This is a genomic window from Flavobacterium sp. KACC 22763, assembly GCF_028736155.1.
Lineage (GTDB): Bacteria > Bacteroidota > Bacteroidia > Flavobacteriales > Flavobacteriaceae > Flavobacterium.
Genome location: NZ_CP117879.1, coordinates 3,292,369 through 3,307,891 on the forward strand (window position 1 = coordinate 3,292,369; position 15,523 = coordinate 3,307,891).

At 32.9% G+C, this 15,523-nt stretch carries 16 protein-coding genes; 6 read left to right on the forward strand and 10 right to left on the reverse strand.

What is annotated here, in order from left to right; translation table 11 throughout:
- Nucleotides 1–191: 191 nt before the first annotated feature.
- The 8 genes from PQ463_RS13370 to tgt all read right to left on the reverse strand — a co-directional run bounded on the left by PQ463_RS13370 (nucleotide 192) and on the right by tgt (nucleotide 8,863).
- Complete coding sequence (locus tag PQ463_RS13370; protein ID WP_111363839.1) at nucleotides 192–857, reverse strand: response regulator transcription factor; 666 nt, start codon at nucleotides 855–857, stop codon at nucleotides 192–194.
- 115 nt (nucleotides 858–972) lie between these two features.
- Nucleotides 973–1,764 (reverse strand): sensor histidine kinase, encoded by a 792-nt coding sequence (locus PQ463_RS13375; RefSeq protein WP_274254143.1) that lies wholly within the window; start codon nucleotides 1,762–1,764, stop codon nucleotides 973–975.
- A 647-nt stretch (nucleotides 1,765–2,411) separates the two neighbouring features.
- Complete coding sequence (locus tag PQ463_RS13380; protein WP_111424630.1) at nucleotides 2,412–2,780, reverse strand: hypothetical protein; 369 nt, start codon at nucleotides 2,778–2,780, stop codon at nucleotides 2,412–2,414.
- Between the two features lie 137 nt (nucleotides 2,781–2,917).
- Nucleotides 2,918–4,462, reverse strand: coding sequence for a replicative DNA helicase (gene dnaB, locus PQ463_RS13385; protein WP_111424629.1), 1,545 nt, complete (start codon nucleotides 4,460–4,462; stop codon nucleotides 2,918–2,920).
- 140 nt (nucleotides 4,463–4,602) lie between these two features.
- Nucleotides 4,603–5,556 carry an acetyl-CoA carboxylase carboxyltransferase subunit alpha gene (locus PQ463_RS13390; protein WP_111424628.1) on the reverse strand — a complete coding sequence of 318 codons (954 nt, stop codon included), beginning with the start codon at nucleotides 5,554–5,556 and terminating at the stop codon, nucleotides 4,603–4,605.
- 112 nt (nucleotides 5,557–5,668) lie between these two features.
- Nucleotides 5,669–6,559, reverse strand: coding sequence for a DMT family transporter (locus PQ463_RS13395; RefSeq protein WP_111424627.1), 891 nt, complete (start codon nucleotides 6,557–6,559; stop codon nucleotides 5,669–5,671).
- Nucleotides 6,546–7,634, reverse strand: a complete 1,089-nt coding sequence (locus PQ463_RS13400; protein ID WP_111424626.1) for an LptF/LptG family permease — start codon at nucleotides 7,632–7,634, stop codon at nucleotides 6,546–6,548. Before PQ463_RS13400 ends, PQ463_RS13395 begins: the two co-directional genes overlap by 14 nt.
- A 98-nt stretch (nucleotides 7,635–7,732) precedes the next feature.
- On the reverse strand, nucleotides 7,733–8,863 hold the full coding sequence (gene tgt / locus PQ463_RS13405; RefSeq protein ID WP_109190358.1) for a tRNA guanosine(34) transglycosylase Tgt: 1,131 nt from the start codon (nucleotides 8,861–8,863) through the stop codon (nucleotides 7,733–7,735).
- A gap of 222 nt (nucleotides 8,864–9,085) precedes the next feature.
- On the opposite strand from tgt, the gene PQ463_RS13410 reads away from it, so the two are divergent.
- The 4 genes from PQ463_RS13410 to PQ463_RS13425 all read left to right on the forward strand — a co-directional run bounded on the left by PQ463_RS13410 (nucleotide 9,086) and on the right by PQ463_RS13425 (nucleotide 12,512).
- The gene (locus tag PQ463_RS13410; RefSeq protein WP_274254144.1) at nucleotides 9,086–9,964 is read left to right on the forward strand and encodes a polysaccharide deacetylase family protein; all 879 of its coding nucleotides are present in this window, start codon (nucleotides 9,086–9,088) and stop codon (nucleotides 9,962–9,964) included.
- A gap of 120 nt (nucleotides 9,965–10,084) precedes the next feature.
- Nucleotides 10,085–10,384 carry a hypothetical protein gene (locus PQ463_RS13415; RefSeq protein WP_274254145.1) on the forward strand — a complete coding sequence of 100 codons (300 nt, stop codon included), beginning with the start codon at nucleotides 10,085–10,087 and terminating at the stop codon, nucleotides 10,382–10,384.
- Nucleotides 10,385–10,630: 246 nt separating this feature from the next.
- Complete coding sequence (locus PQ463_RS13420) at nucleotides 10,631–11,479, forward strand: transketolase (protein WP_111424623.1); 849 nt, start codon at nucleotides 10,631–10,633, stop codon at nucleotides 11,477–11,479.
- 79 nt (nucleotides 11,480–11,558) lie between these two features.
- Complete coding sequence (locus tag PQ463_RS13425) at nucleotides 11,559–12,512, forward strand: transketolase family protein (protein ID WP_177212309.1); 954 nt, start codon at nucleotides 11,559–11,561, stop codon at nucleotides 12,510–12,512.
- A gap of 166 nt (nucleotides 12,513–12,678) precedes the next feature.
- On the opposite strand, the gene bamM is transcribed toward PQ463_RS13425, so the two are convergent.
- Nucleotides 12,679–13,848: a BamM family beta-barrel-assembly machinery protein gene (bamM, locus tag PQ463_RS13430; protein ID WP_274254146.1), complete on the reverse strand. Its 1,170-nt coding sequence runs from the start codon at nucleotides 13,846–13,848 to the stop codon at nucleotides 12,679–12,681.
- A 79-nt stretch (nucleotides 13,849–13,927) separates the two neighbouring features.
- Here bamM and PQ463_RS13435 point away from each other — a divergent pair, with 79 nt between their 5' ends.
- Entirely contained in the window at nucleotides 13,928–14,329 is a 402-nt protein-coding gene (locus PQ463_RS13435) for an RNA-binding S4 domain-containing protein (RefSeq protein WP_111424620.1), read from the forward strand.
- A gap of 139 nt (nucleotides 14,330–14,468) precedes the next feature.
- Nucleotides 14,469–14,969: a phosphoribosyltransferase domain-containing protein gene (locus tag PQ463_RS13440; protein WP_274254147.1), complete on the forward strand. Its 501-nt coding sequence runs from the start codon at nucleotides 14,469–14,471 to the stop codon at nucleotides 14,967–14,969.
- Here PQ463_RS13440 and PQ463_RS13445 read toward each other — a convergent pair.
- Entirely contained in the window at nucleotides 14,961–15,479 is a 519-nt protein-coding gene (locus PQ463_RS13445) for a shikimate kinase (RefSeq protein ID WP_274254148.1), read from the reverse strand. The two genes, PQ463_RS13440 and PQ463_RS13445, sit on opposite strands and share 9 nt — an antisense overlap.
- Nucleotides 15,480–15,523 lie beyond the last annotated feature (44 nt).

A 15,523-nucleotide genomic window follows, 5' to 3' on the forward strand; every position in this document is an offset into this window, starting at 1 on the left:
TATTCTCTCTAAATTTGCTATCCCAGGTTCACAAAACTAATCGCTGTAAAAATTAGCCACTATGAAGTTTAATGAAAGTAACAACCAACAAAAGGGTTTAAATATGATTCAGAAAATAGGTTTAGGTGTTCTTGTAATAACAATCATATTATATTATGTGTTGTCAATTCAGTTTTTGACAGCATAATTTTTTAAATTGTTAAGACTGCCAATTCATTCTGTATAGCATAAACAACCAAACCTGCAATATTACGCGATTCTGTTTTAAGCAATAAATTATTTCTATGTCCTTCAATAGTTCTAGGACTTAAAAAAAGATGCTCTGCAATCTCTGCAGTGGTTTTCTGCTGGCAAATTAATTGCAGAATTTCGATTTCACGAGGAGAAAGAAAATTAGTTTCTAAACCACCTCTTGTATTTTTAGGCGAAACTATTGTTTCTTGAATTGTTTTTAAGACATTTTCGTTGTAGTAGAAGCCTTTTTTTGCAACTTCGTTTATTGTATGAATTAAATCTTTTGGAGTAGTATTTTTTATTAAGTAAGCTACTGCCCCAACTTGAATCATATTTGCAATAAAAGATTTGGTGTCATAACTAGTCAATGCAATAATCTTAATATCTGGAAACAGTTTTTTAATAATTTTAGTGGCTTCGACTCCGTTTAAGACCGGCATCTTTAAATCCATTATTATTATATCTGGCTTTGTCTCTCTTTCGTTTAATTGTGAAATAAGCTCATCGCCGTTTGAGGCTTCAAAAATCACATCTATATTTTCTTCTCTCTGTAGTAAAAAAGAAATTCCTTTTCGAAACAAAATTTCATCGTCGACTAGGGCAATTTTTATAGCAGCATTCATCTTATTAGTTTTTGGTCGTTTAATTTGGTTTGTCGAAATTACAAAATATGATTTAGAAAAAGTCTAAATACCTTATTTTATTGACTAAAAACCTTAATAAAAAACATAATTCTACCTAAAAAGTGAAATTTACAACAATACCATTATTAATTTCAGAGGCAATTTCTATTGTTCCTTCCAAAAATGATATACGGCTATCAATATTCTTCATTCCTAAACCTTTCTGATTTTCTGCATTTGAACTATCAAAACCAACACCATTATCTTTATAATCACAAATATTTACTCCGTTTATATTAGCAAACGAAATCCATATTTCTGTTGCTTTTCCATGACGAATTGAATTACTCATAAGCTCCTGCAGGATCCTGAAAACATGCAAATGCCTATCTATGTCTTTTTCATCAAAATCAATTTCGTTTTTATAATGCGTTTTTACCGATTTGCTACTTTCAAACTCTTCACATAGTTCTTCGATACCCGCACTTAAACCAAATTTTTCAAAAACAGGAGGCAATAAATTATGGGCAATCTTTCTAGAATTTTCTAAAGCTTTTGTAGTTAGATTAATTATATTCTCTGTTATTTCTGCAGTTTCGGTCTCTGTAAGATTTGGTGCAGTAAGCAAATGGCTGTTTAATGAAACAATATTTAATTTAGAACTAATATCATCATGAAGATCTTGCGCAATTCTTTTGCGCTCTTCTTCCTGAGTAAAAATAATTGCATGCAATTGTTCTTTTTGATACCGAAGTATTAAATCTACTTTTTCTAATTCCTTTTGGATTATTTTTTGCCTAGAAAAATAGAAGAAAATAATTAAAACTACAGCTAGAATCATAAGAAACATAGAGATGTATAAAATAATTGCGACTATCTCTTTTTCTGGCAATGCATGTACACTCATATTTATAAAATAATACTAGTTAGCTGAGCTTCTTGACAAATTCTTTTTCCAATCATATAAAATAAATCCATAATACATAATTAGCAAAATAGAGTTTAACTCCCAGCTTAAAAATTTAAATTCTTTACTTAAGTTATGAGTCAAATTGCCTATTAAAAACAACACTGTACTCGTGAGTAAGTAAAACACAACAGCAATACTGATGAAATAATATTCTTTGCTTTCTGTAAGCATATTGTAGAAATGAATTAATGCGAAAATTACAACTAACAAAGACGTCAAAGTTATTTCAAACAAATTGAAACGTAAAAACTGATTCCAATCCATTATAAATTGAACTGCAAGTATTAATAGCGCAACAAGAATACTAATCAAGACAAATTTCTTTTGGCTTTTTAAACTAAAAATAGAATTGTAGAATAAACCTAAGAGTATCATTTGTCCTATAATAAATATATTGACCAGAAATAAATTATTCATTCTTAAATGATAGAAAGTCTCCATCGAAAACTGCATTAAAAAAGAGAATGCAAGGTAACATACAAAAAAAACATTAGCTTTTTTCTCTCGAAAAAAGCTATATGTATATAGAATTAAGTCTATCGTTAAAATAAAATAGCTTATATATATAAAAACGTCAAACATTTTTATGGGTTTAATGGGCTGTCTGGATCACCATAAGGAGGAACTGGGCGAGCACCATCATAAACAACATCTCCACCAGTAAATAGTCCGTCGTTTTTGAAAACATCAACATAAATTCTCTTTTCAGGATCCCATTTTGCGCCAACAAATATTAAAGTCTGCTCTCCATCATTATTGATTCCGTTATAAGCACGAACAGCTTGAATATCCTGATCTAATACTAATTTTAAAGTTTCTAATGGAATTAAGAAACCGTCAACTTTTTTTCTTTTACCTTCTTCAATTCCAGTATCTTTACGATACTTATCTGCCCATGTAATACCTTCAGACAAAGAAATTCTAATACTTTCTGAATTTAATTCTTCACTCATAATTTAAAATTTGTTTATTGGTTAATAATTTAAAAAATTAATAGTTTGTAATTGGTTCAGCTAAACTACTGATTTTAATTAGAAAATTAACATTTAAACACAAAAAAAGCCTTAAAAATAAGGTTTCTTGATTTTTTTTAGAATGGAACATCGCTATCGTCATCGTCGTCGTTTAAATTACTTCCGAAGGCTTCATTAGCAGATGGTAAATTTTTTGTTAGGAAAGGATTATCATCATGATTCATTTTAGATGGTAAATCATCATAACCTCCTGTAAATTCTTCTAAGTTATCGAACTTACCTAAATGTCCTAAGAATTTCAGACGAATATTTTCTAATCCACCGTTACGGTGCTTGGCTATAATAAACTCCGCCTGACCTGTTGTCGAAGAGGCTTCATCATCATCCCATTCTTCAATTTTATAATATTCCGGACGGTATATAAACGATACAATATCGGCATCCTGCTCAATCGCTCCAGATTCACGAAGATCCGAAAGTAAAGGTCGTTTACTAGATCCACGGGTTTCAACGGCACGCGATAACTGAGAAAGTGCAATTACCGGAACGTTCAACTCTTTTGCCAAAGCCTTTAAGTTTCGAGAAATTGTAGAGATCTCTTGCTCACGGTTTCCTCCTCCTTTTCCGCTTCCTCCTGCAGTCATTAACTGCAAGTAGTCAATAATAATTAATTTAATTCCGTGCTGAGAAGCCAAACGACGGCATTTTGCACGTAAATCAAATATCGAAAGCGAAGGTGTATCATCAATAAACAACGGTGCTTTTTCTAAGTTTTTCACTTTAGTACTCAGCTGTTCCCATTCGTGCTTTTCTAGTTTACCAGTTCTTAATTTCTCAGAAGAAAGTCCAGTTTCAGAAGAAATAAGCCTCGTAATCAACTGAACCGATGCCATCTCCAGAGAGAAAATCGCAACCGCATGCCCAAATTGAATACTTACGTTTCTGGCCATCGAAAGGACAAAAGCCGTTTTACCCATACCAGGACGAGCCGCAATAATAATCAAATCCGAAGGTTGCCATCCAGAAGTTACTTCATCTAGTTTCTCAAATCCAGTTGCAACACCACTCAAACCTTCTTTACCAGCAATTTCTTCAATACGCTTCTTTGCTTGAAGAACCAAACTCTGAGCTGTTTCAGAACTACGCTTGATGTTTCCTTGTGTTACTTCATACAATTTAGATTCTGCTTTATCCAGCAAATCGAAAACGTCTGTAGTTTCGTCATAAGATTCTTCAATAATTTCAGATGAAATTCGAATCAAACTTCTTTGAATAAATTTTTGAAGAATAATACGCGAGTGGAATTCGATGTGTGCCGAAGATGCAATTTTTTGCGTAAGCTGGATTAGATAGAAATCTCCCCCGGCTAAATCTAGCTTTCCATTTTTCTTTAACTGTGTAGAAACAGTCAGCAAATCTATCGGCTGAGTTTCTGTAAAAAGCTGTAAAATTGCTTCAAAAATATGTTTGTGTGCATCTTTATAAAAAGCATCTGGCTGTAAAATATCAATTACATCATCTACCCCTTTCTTATCAATCATCATCGCACCAAGAACTGCCTCTTCTAAGTCGATTACTTGCGGAGGAAGCTTACCTTTTTCTAGATTAATAATTGTGGTTTTGTCGACCTTGACAGGGTTTACATTTTTGAAATTTTCCATATAGCGAAAGTAGCAAAATTTAAAAAAAATCTGCTATCGAGTTATAACTAATAATTGTTTATAAATAATCTTGATTTGTTCATAACCAAAAAAAAATCCGAAACCGCAGGGCTTCGGATTTTTAATTCTATTTTATGAATTTACTCTTTAAACTCGCCCATATTACTGTATTTGTCCATTCTTTGGGCAATTAAATCGGCTGTTGATAAGTCTTTCAATTCGTTATATCCTTTTGTAATATATTCCGCTACTGTTTTAAAAGTAGTTTCTCTATCATAATGCGCTCCTCCTAGTGGTTCTGGAATCACATCATCAACAAGTTTTTGTTTTTTCATGTCAGAAGAAGTCAGTTTTAAAGCTTCTGCTGCACGCTCTTTATACTCCCAGCTTTTCCATAAAATAGAAGAGCAAGATTCTGGAGAAATTACAGAATACCAAGTATTCTCTAACATATATACTTTATCACCAACACCAATTCCTAAAGCTCCACCTGAAGCACCTTCACCAATAATAACGGTAATGATTGGCACCTGCAGACGAACCATTTCGAAAATATTTCTAGCAATAGCTTCTCCTTGTCCTCTTTCTTCAGCTTCAAGTCCTGGATACGCACCTGGAGTATCTACCAAAGTAAGAACTGGAATTCCGAATTTCTCTGCCATTTTCATCAAACGCAAAGCTTTACGGTATCCTTCTGGATTAGCCATACCGAAATTACGGTATTGACGTGTTTTTGTATTAAAACCTTTTTGCTGACCGATAATCATAAACGATTGTCCGTTTATTTTACCAAGACCACCAACCATTGCTTTATCATCTTTAAAACCTCTATCTCCATGAAGCTCTAAGAAAGTATCTCCACAGATTGCTCTAATGTAGTCTAAAGTATAAGGTCTATTTGGATGTCTTGACAATTGTACTCTCTGCCAAGCCGTAAGGTTTTTATATATTTCTTTTTTAGTCTCTACTAATTTTTTGTTGATTTCCTTGCACGTCGGCGTTACGTCAACGTCAGATTCTTTTCCAATAATAACGCACTTTTCTAACTGTTCTTCAAGTTCTTTAATTGGAAGCTCAAAATCTAAATATTCCATGGATTTTTGAATTTTGTTTGTAAATCGAACCGCAAATATAAAAATATTATATCATTGGCGAAGTTAATTGTTATTTAAAGTATAAAAATGCATTTTAATAATAAGGAAACTATTACAAGTTTTCTTTCTTGTTCTGATAATGCTTGAATACACCGTTTAGAATAACTGTTATGATTATTATAACAGCTCCGATGTAAAACTCAACACTCATTTTTTCTTTTCCTCCTAATATAAAATAAGCCAAAACTATTCCGTAAACTGGCTCTAAATTAGTGGTTAACATTACAGTATAAGGCGTCAATCTCTGCATTACTTTAACCGAAGCTGTAAACGCATAAGCCGTACAGATTGAAGCTAAAACCAATAATAAAACCCAATTATTTAAAGACATTTGGAAGAAATCTGCTGTAAATTTTCCTTGAAATAAAAAATAAACTGTAATAAAGAAAACTCCCGCCCCAAATTCATAAAATGTAATAACTGAGGGTTCATGATCTGATATTAACTTTCCATTCATTAAAGTAAATAATACTCCTAAAATGATCGCTGCCAAAGCATAATAAACACCCTCGAGGTATTTTATTTCAACCTGAAGAATCAATCCTAAACCGGCAATTATTACAAGCCCGAAAAGAACTTCATACCAAAGTACTTTTCTTCCATAAAATAATGGTTCTAATAAAGAAGCAAAAAATGCTCCTAAAGAAAATATAGAAAGTGTAATAGAAACGTTGGAAACATGGATTGCCCTAAAAAAGAAAATCCAATGAAGTGCAATCAATAATCCGACAAAAATCAATTTAAAAAATTCTTTTATCGGAACCTGAAAAGACTGCTTTTTATAAGCAATAAATCCGCCGAGAAATATCATGGCAATCAACATTCTGTACCAAACCAAATTTTCGGCATCAATTGTAATTAAAGCGCCCAAAATGGCTGTAAAACCCCAGATAAAAACAATTAAGTGAAGATTTAAATAACTTTTTAAATTATCGTTTCGCATTACGTAATAAGTAAACTGCTAGTATTCCGAAAACAATATTTGGGAACCAGACAGCTAATAAAGGTGAGAAGGTAGATTTTTCAGCTAGTGTACCAAAGATTTTATCAAAGAATACAAATGAAAACGCAATTGCAATTCCGATGGCAAGGTTCATTCCCATTCCGCCACGACGTTTCATAGAAGAAACCGAAACCGCAATAATGGTCAAAATAAATGCTGAAACTGGAATACTATATTTTTTATAAAGAACAACCAAATAGGTATTAATATTTCCTGAACCTCTTTTTCTTTCTTTTTCAATAAAATCAATTAATTTACCAAGAGTAAGAGTTTCTGCAATATAAACTACTGGCGTTAAATCTGCCAATTCAAATTTAAAAGCTACATTTCTTTCGGGAAATTTTTCAATTACATCATTTAATTCTCCTACTGTTCTTTTAGTATAATCGTACAAAACGTAAATCTTCTTTTTAGGATCCCATTTTATACGACTTGCAGTGATTTTATAAGTCAATTTTTCATTTTCAAAATGTTCTAAAGAAAAATTGAAAGCCGTTTTTGATTCTTCATTAAAGCTGTTTACAAAAATAAAATCATGATCGTTAATTTGTCTGTAAACATTAGTGTTTTCACCTCGCATGAGCTCTTTTCCATTTCCTTTCAAATAAGTATACCTAAAATTATTATACCCTTCGCTCGCCGCAGGAACAATAAAAAATCCCATAAGCAACACAAAAATTGAAACAATTGTTGCACCTATAATATAAGGACGCAAGAAACGAGTAAATGAAATTCCAGAACTCAAAATGGCAATAATTTCAGTATTATTGGCCAGTTTTGATGTAAACCATATTACCGATAAAAACAAAAATATCGGGAACAGCGAATTAATAAAATAGATTGTAAAGTTGTAATAATAGAAAGCAATATCTCCAAAAGGAATCTTGTTTTCAAGCATTTTATTCACCTTTTCAGAAACATCAATCACAATTCCGATCGGTGCAAACAAAAGCAGCATGACAGAAAAAGTTCCCAGATATCTTTTTAAGATGTATTTATCTATTATTGTTAACATAGATTTTTTGTTTCAAGTTTTTCTTGTTTCAGGTTTCAAGTTTGTTAGATTCGATTCTTACCAGAACCTGAAACTTGAAACCTGAAACTTAAAACTTTTTAAAGTCTTTGGCTCATATTCTTAACCATCATTTCTTTCCATGGTCTAAAATCGCCTGCTAAGATATGTTTTCTAGCTTCACGAACCAACCACATATAGAAACCAAGATTATGAATGGTAGCAATTTGTTTTCCTAAATATTCATTGGCCGCAAACAAGTGTCGTAAATATGCTTTTGTATATTCTGTATCAACAAAAGTATGTCCCATTTCATCAATTGGAGAAAAATCAGCTTCCCACTTTTTATTCTTGATATTGATAGTTCCGTTTGCTGTAAACAACATTCCATTTCTTGCATTACGAGTTGGCATAACGCAATCGAACATATCAATTCCTAACGCGATATTTTCTAAAATATTAATCGGAGTTCCAACGCCCATTAAATAACGAGGTTTATCTTCTGGAAGAATTTCGCAAACTACTTCAGTCATAGCGTACATTTCTTCAGCAGGTTCACCAACAGAAAGTCCTCCAATTGCATTTCCTTGCTGACCAGCATTTGCAATATATTCAGCCGACTGGCGACGCAAATCTTTGTAGGTACTTCCTTGAACAATCGGGAAAAATGTTTGTTCGTATCCGTATTTATAAGGCACTTTTTCCAAATGATTGATACATCTGTCCAACCAACGATGTGTCATATGCATAGAACGCTGTGCATAACGGTAATCACAAGGATAAGGCGTACATTCATCAAATGCCATAATAATATCAGCTCCAATGGTACGCTGAATTTCCATTACATTTTCTGGTGTAAAAAAGTGGTACGAACCATCAATATGCGATTTAAACTTAACCCCTTCTTCCTTTATTTTTCTATTTGAAGAAAGAGAATACACCTGATATCCACCAGAATCTGTCAAAATATTACGATCCCAGTTCATGAATTTATGCAATCCACCCGCTTTTTCCAAAATCTCGGTTTGCGGACGCAAATATAAATGGTATGTATTTCCAAGAATAATATCCGGATTTATTTCTTCTTTCAATTCGCGCTGATGCACTCCTTTTACAGAAGCAACCGTTCCAACCGGCATAAAAATTGGCGTTTCAATTACGCCGTGATCAGTAGTTATACTTCCCGCTCTTGCTTTAGACTGCGGATCTTTTTGTAATAAATCGAACTTCATTTCTTTCTTTTTTCAGTCGGCAAAGATAAGCTAATTTCAGGGAAATTTAATTAATTAGAAAAATTGTGAATTATAAAATTGAGTTAATTCAAAAACAATATAAAACCTAAACTTGATAAATTTTTAAATTTGAATAAAATCTATTGAAAATGAAATGTAGTGCTGTCTGACTGAGCGAAGTCGAAGTGCTCACACAGCAAATTCACAACAATAAAAAATCAGATGAACTTAGCACAAAAACTCGGATATCCTGAAAACACCAAATTATTAATCATTCACGCCGATGATGCGGGATTATCCCATTCCGAAAACCAGGCAACTAAACAGTCTCTCCAAAACGGATCTGTTAATTCTTATAGCATAATGGTACCTTGTCCATGGTTTTTTGAAATGGCAACTTTCGCAAAAAACAATCCGAATTATGATTGCGGCATTCATTTGACTCTAACCTGTGAATGGGAAAATTATAAATTTGGCCCCATCCTTCCAGTTTCTGAAGTCTCAAGTTTAGTGGATCAGAATGGCTATTTTTATAAAAACAGACAGGATTTCAAAAACAATGCAAAACCCTCTGAAATTAAAAAAGAACTTACTGCACAAATAGAAAAAGCTTTGAAGTTTGGCATTGAGCCAACGCATCTCGATTCGCACATGTGTAGTGTTGGCGTCACTCCTGAAATTTTAGAAATCTATAAAGAGCTAGGAAAAACATACAATTTACCTGTTTTTATCAATAAAGACTTTGTAGAATCAATTTCTTTATCTGATGAAAAATATAATTTTGATGATGCGCTTTTGACCGATAACCTTTTAATTGGATACTATACTGACTTTGAAAAAGGAGAACTTAAAAAATCTTATGCAAGAGCTTTAGATAGTGCAGTTTCTGGATTAAATGTTTTCCTGCTTCATCCTGCCTTTGATGATTTTGAAATGCAAGGCATCACAATAAATCATCCTAATTTTGGCTCAGAATGGCGTCAAATAGACTTTGATTTTTTTATAAGTGATGAATGCAAAACAAAACTAAAGGAGAATAATATTCAGTTAATTACCTGGAAACAAATTGGGCAAGTAGAGAATTTGTCAAGTAGAGAATAAGATAATTTCTTTTTCTGAAAATTTATAACATACTGATTTTAAAAATATAAGCATTGAAAGCATAGATTTCATAACTTTATAATAGAAAAAATCTGTTTAATAATATTTAATACTGGCATTATGATAAACTCAGAAGATAAAAACACCTCAAAAGAAAATGAAATAGAAAGAAATCTGGAAAATCTAAATTATCCATCAAATGAAGACATTTACAATCGTGAAGATAAGTTAGATGATATTGACCCAGAAAACATTTCTACTGACAAAACCATTATTCAAAATAATAATGAGTGGAAACAAAACAGCGACAAAATTGGAAATGATTTAGACATTCCAGGTGCTGAGCTAGACGATGATCAAGAGGAAATAGGCTCAGAAGATGAAGAAAATAATTACTATAGCGAAGGAGATACCGAGTAAAAAACTTTCTATTCTTAATTCCACACATAAAAGTCTTGCCAAAATGCAGGGCTTTTTTTCTGCCTTATTCAAAAATGAGAAAAATGCATTTATAAAAAATCAAAAACAAAACCCTCACGATATTTTATTTCATAATGTAAAAAAAACAGTAAAATTTAACAATTGCTATAAAACTAAAGCAAAAAATCATTTGTCTCCCCGCAAAATAACGATTACTTTTGCTCCAGTTTAACTTTTACATATAAAATGAAGCCTAACACACAACAATTAAGCGATTTAACGATCCAAGTAAGAAGAGATATTCTTAGAATGGTACATGCTGTAAACTCTGGACACCCAGGTGGTTCATTAGGTTGTACTGAATTTTTGGTAACATTATATCAAAATATAATGGACCGCAAAGAAGGTTTTGATATGGACGGAATTGGAGAAGATTTATTTTTCCTTTCAAACGGACACATTTCTCCTGTCTTTTATAGCGTTCTAGCACGTAGTGGTTACTTTCCAGTTTCAGAATTAGCTACATTCAGATTATTAGATTCTCGTTTACAAGGACACCCAACAACTCACGAAGGTTTACCTGGAGTTCGCATTGCGTCTGGTTCATTAGGACAAGGTTTATCTGTAGCTTTGGGAGCTGCTCAAGCTAAAAAATTAAACAAAGACAATCATATCGTATATAGTTTGCACGGAGACGGAGAACTACAAGAAGGTCAAAACTGGGAAGCTATCATGTATGCTTCTGCAAAAAAAGTAGACAACATTATTGCTACAATTGACCTTAACGGTAAACAAATTGACGGAACAACAGATGAAGTTTTACCAATGGGAAGTCTTCGCGCTAAGTTTGAAGCTTTTGACTGGGATGTTTTAGAAATTAAAGAAGGAAACAGCATCGATGCTATCATCGCTGGATTGACTGATGCTAAATCAAGAACAGGAAAAGGAAAACCAGTTTGCATCTTATTACACACAGAAATGGGTAATGGTGTAGACTTCATGATGCACACTCATGCTTGGCATGGTAAAGCTCCAAACAATGATCAATTGGCTAGTGCTTTAGCTCAAAACATCTCAACTTTAGCGGACTATTAAAAAGTACTCAGTCTCAGCAGACAAGTTTTCAGCTTAGAAACTTAGTCACTTAGAAGCTTAGTACCTCAAAAGAAATAAAATGAAAAAATACGAAAATACAGGAAGTAAAGATACTCGTTCTGGTTTTGGAGCGGGAATGACTGAACTAGGTCAAAAAAACGAAAATGTTGTAGCATTATGTGCTGACTTAATTGGATCATTAAAATTTGATGATTTCAAAAAAAATCATCCAGAGCGTTTTTTCCAAATCGGAATTGCTGAAGCAAACATGATCGGAATCGCAGCAGGTTTAACAATTGGAGGAAAAATTCCTTTTACTGGAACTTTTGCTAACTTTTCTACAGGAAGAGTTTACGATCAAATTCGTCAATCTGTTGCTTATTCAGATAAAAATGTAAAAATCTGTGCTTCTCACGCTGGTTTAACTTTAGGAGAAGACGGTGCAACTCACCAAATCTTAGAAGATATCGGATTAATGAAAATGTTGCCAGGAATGACTGTAATCAACACTTGCGATTACAACCAGACTAAAGCTGCAACTATCGCATTAGCAGACCACCATGGTCCTGCTTACTTACGTTTCGGACGTCCAGTGGTAGCAAACTTTACTCCTGCTGACGAGCCATTCGTAATTGGAAAAGCAATTCTATTAAACGAAGGAACTGATGTAACTATTATTGCAACTGGACACTTAGTTTGGGAAGCTCTTATTGCTGCTGAAAAATTAGAAGAAAAAGGAATTTCTGCTGAAGTAATTAACATCCACACCATCAAACCTCTTGACGAAGAAGCTATCCTTAAATCGGTTGCTAAAACAAGATGTGTAGTTACTGCTGAAGAGCACAACTACCTTGGAGGTCTTGGAGAAAGTGTTTCTGGAGTATTAGCTTTAAACAATCCAACTCCACAAGAATTTGTAGCAGTAAAAGATAGTTTTGGTGAATCCGGAACTCCAGAGCAATTAATGGAAAAATACAAACTAAACAATCAAGCGATTGTCGAAGCTGTAGAAAGAGTAATCAAAAGAAAGTAATCTTTAAACTTTCTTACTTTATAAAAAAACCTCGAAATTCATATTTCGAGGTTTTTTATTGGCCTGCCTTTTCTTAAAAACTGACAGATCAAAAATCTGGGTTTTCTCATAAAAAAAAAAGCCTCAAAATTTACATTTCGAGGCTTCATTTTATAATATTAAAAAATTATTTCTTTTGATAAGGATACGTTTTATCAAGATGAATTCTTAATCGTCCTGATGCCGTATAATCTTCCGGAACAAATTTACGAGGATTGTCAATTGACTCAGGTTTAGCAGGATCAGTAAGCTCTCCAGTTGGCCTTCTAGGAATTCCTCTTGGCTCTGTTTCATCAACATTTGGCGTATTAGTATCATCAGTCATTGGATCCCAAGGATAATAATTTCTTATTCCAAAATAAAAAGATGTCCCATCTAATGTCCCCCAACCTATCTGATCAGTAGGCTTTGCAAGTTCAAATCTAGTTGTATAACCATCTCCGTCGTCGTCAAAATCTAAAAAGTCAGGAATTCCATCTTTATCAGTATCTTCTATTTTATCATCTGACAAAGTAGGATATCTTGCAGTATCTCTCGGATCATAAAGATAACCATCACCATTAAGATCTTCCAAATAACTTGACACACCATCACCTACTTTTGTTTGTGTAGAAGCGTTGTACTCAAGATCAGATCGTTTTAAAGCTAATAATTTAAAGCTAAACACTAAAGGAGCATATTGAGGAATACCTGCTGGAGGATTTCCATAATATGCCAATCCTGAAGGCAAAAACATTACTCCAGCACCATAGCCATCATATGTAAAACTTCCATCAGTACCAGCTGGATTACGAGTTCCTACTCTAAATTGTGGCATAATCTCAGGCCAACCATCTATAATAGGTCTTGTAACATAAATATCTAAGTTAAAATCACGCTCAACCCCATAAGAACTATCAAACTGCTTATTATCTAAAAATGTTCCTGTGTATGAAACAGTAATCTCATCAAAATTACATGGTCTCTCGCCAACACCTTCTCTAAAACTTAGATAATAAACTTTATAATCAACACCACGACTAGAAACAGATCTAATCCTCAAAGGATACTCTTGCTGTTCCCAAATAGAAGTCTGTGTTCCTCCTGCTGGAATCTTTGCTATTGTAACATCATAATTCTCTGTTACCGTAATATAATTAGTCTTTAAATATTTTTCAATTGAATCATTATCTGCTTTATACTGCTCTGAATAATCCCTTAAAGGAACCACTACCACCTCATCGTCATCCTTTTTACTACAAGAAGCGATAGCTAGACCAGCTAGTAATAAAACAAAATAATATTTAAATTTATTCATTATTATCATTTTTTTAGGTGCGCAAGATACAATATTGATTTATTTTTGTAAAGAATTTAACTTGGATTTTAGAAAAATTATGAGAATAGATAAATACTTGTGGTGTGTTCGTTATTACAAGACCAGAAACATGGTTACTGAAGCTTGCAAAAAGAATCAGATCACTGTAAATGGACAGATTGCAAAACCTTCAAAAGAAGTTTTTCCTACAGACCGAATTACCTTTAGAAAAGATCAAATTACACAAATTATAACGGTTTTAGATATTCCGCAAAGTCGTGTTGGAGCAAAATTGGTAGATATTTATCGAAAAAATGAAACTCCGCCAGAAGCTTATGCACATTTAGAGTTATTAAAACTTTCCAAAGAACATTACAGAAGAAGTGGCACCGGGCGTCCAACTAAAAAAGACCGAAGAGACATTGATGATTACGGAGACGAAATTTACGATGACGAAGAAGAGGAAACTGAAACCGAATAAATCTAAATTTCATTAAATTCCAAATTTCAAAAAACAATCAAATTCCAAACAGAAAAACAAAACAAGCTTCCCTTAAAAATTGGAATTTGGTTTTTCTATATTGGATTTTAAATTAATTATCTTAGCAAAAAATTATATTATGAGTAGCAATATTATCCTAACACATCAGGAAATCGAACATAAAATAAAACGTATCGCTTATCAAATTTACGAGACTTTTGTAGACGAAGATGAAGTTGTTATTGCCGGAATTGCCTCTAACGGATTTGTTTTTGCCGAAAAAGTCGCTTCGGCACTCAGCAGCATTTCAACCTTAAAGGTTTCTATCTGCGAAGTCAAAATCAATAAACAAAATCCGCAAGAAGCGATACAAACTTCATTAAGTACGGAACAATATAAAAATAAAGGATTGGTTCTGGTTGACGATGTGTTAAACTCGGGCACTACATTAATATATGCTGTTCGTCATTTCTTAGACGTTCCGCTTAAAAAATTCAAAACAGCAGTACTTGTTGACCGAAACCATAAAAAATATCCTGTAAAGGCAGATTTCAAAGGAATTTCACTTTCAACTTCTTTATTAGAGCATGTTCAAGTAGTTTTCAATTCAGAAAACGGCGATTACGCTTCTTTAAGCTAATATTTCTAAAATATCCTGAACCGTTTCTTCGACAGATTTATCATCTACCGAAACTTTATGTTTTGCTTGATTGTAATAATAACTTCTGTCGAATAAATGTTTCGCGATAAATTCTTTCATTTCCTCTTCATTCATATTAGCAATCAAAGGACGTTTGCTTTTATTATGCACCAATCTATTATATAAAGTATCAATAGATGCTTTTAAATATATAGAAACAACATCATCTCCTTTTAATAATTCATGATTATTGGCATAACATGGAGTTCCTCCACCTAATCCGATAATATTATTATCGGGAGATTGCAGCAATTCGACAAACATTTCGTGTTCTAATTTTCTAAAATACACTTCTCCGTGCTTCTCAAAAATCTCATTTATGGATAAATTTGCTCTTTCTTCGATACATTTATCCAAATCTAAGAACGGAATATTTGTAATTTTTGACAAATTTTGGGCAATTGTTGACTTTCCGCAACCCATGTAACCTAACAGTACAATTTTTTTCATATTAATAAAACCTTATAAACTAAGCAATTGGAGATTTTTCCAAA

Bases quoted from the DNA above. Each gene is read 5' to 3' on its own strand.
- PQ463_RS13370 (WP_111363839.1), bottom strand. From the start codon at position 857: ATGAATGCTGCTATAAAAATTGCCCTAGTCGACGATGAAATTTTGTTT.
- PQ463_RS13375 (WP_274254143.1), bottom strand. From the start codon at position 1,764: ATGAGTGTACATGCATTGCCAGAAAAAGAGATAGTCGCAATTATTTTA.
- PQ463_RS13380 (WP_111424630.1), bottom strand. From the start codon at position 2,780: ATGAGTGAAGAATTAAATTCAGAAAGTATTAGAATTTCTTTGTCTGAA.
- dnaB (WP_111424629.1), bottom strand. From the start codon at position 4,462: ATGGAAAATTTCAAAAATGTAAACCCTGTCAAGGTCGACAAAACCACA.
- PQ463_RS13390 (WP_111424628.1), bottom strand. From the start codon at position 5,556: ATGGAATATTTAGATTTTGAGCTTCCAATTAAAGAACTTGAAGAACAG.
- PQ463_RS13395 (WP_111424627.1), bottom strand. From the start codon at position 6,559: ATGCGAAACGATAATTTAAAAAGTTATTTAAATCTTCACTTAATTGTT.
- PQ463_RS13400 (WP_111424626.1), bottom strand. From the start codon at position 7,634: ATGTTAACAATAATAGATAAATACATCTTAAAAAGATATCTGGGAACT.
- tgt (WP_109190358.1), bottom strand. From the start codon at position 8,863: ATGAAGTTCGATTTATTACAAAAAGATCCGCAGTCTAAAGCAAGAGCG.
- PQ463_RS13410 (WP_274254144.1), top strand. From the start codon at position 9,086: ATGAACTTAGCACAAAAACTCGGATATCCTGAAAACACCAAATTATTA.
- PQ463_RS13415 (WP_274254145.1), top strand. From the start codon at position 10,085: ATGATAAACTCAGAAGATAAAAACACCTCAAAAGAAAATGAAATAGAA.
- PQ463_RS13420 (WP_111424623.1), top strand. From the start codon at position 10,631: ATGAAGCCTAACACACAACAATTAAGCGATTTAACGATCCAAGTAAGA.
- PQ463_RS13425 (WP_177212309.1), top strand. From the start codon at position 11,559: ATGAAAAAATACGAAAATACAGGAAGTAAAGATACTCGTTCTGGTTTT.
- bamM (WP_274254146.1), bottom strand. From the start codon at position 13,848: ATGAATAAATTTAAATATTATTTTGTTTTATTACTAGCTGGTCTAGCT.
- PQ463_RS13435 (WP_111424620.1), top strand. From the start codon at position 13,928: ATGAGAATAGATAAATACTTGTGGTGTGTTCGTTATTACAAGACCAGA.
- PQ463_RS13440 (WP_274254147.1), top strand. From the start codon at position 14,469: ATGAGTAGCAATATTATCCTAACACATCAGGAAATCGAACATAAAATA.
- PQ463_RS13445 (WP_274254148.1), bottom strand. From the start codon at position 15,479: ATGAAAAAAATTGTACTGTTAGGTTACATGGGTTGCGGAAAGTCAACA.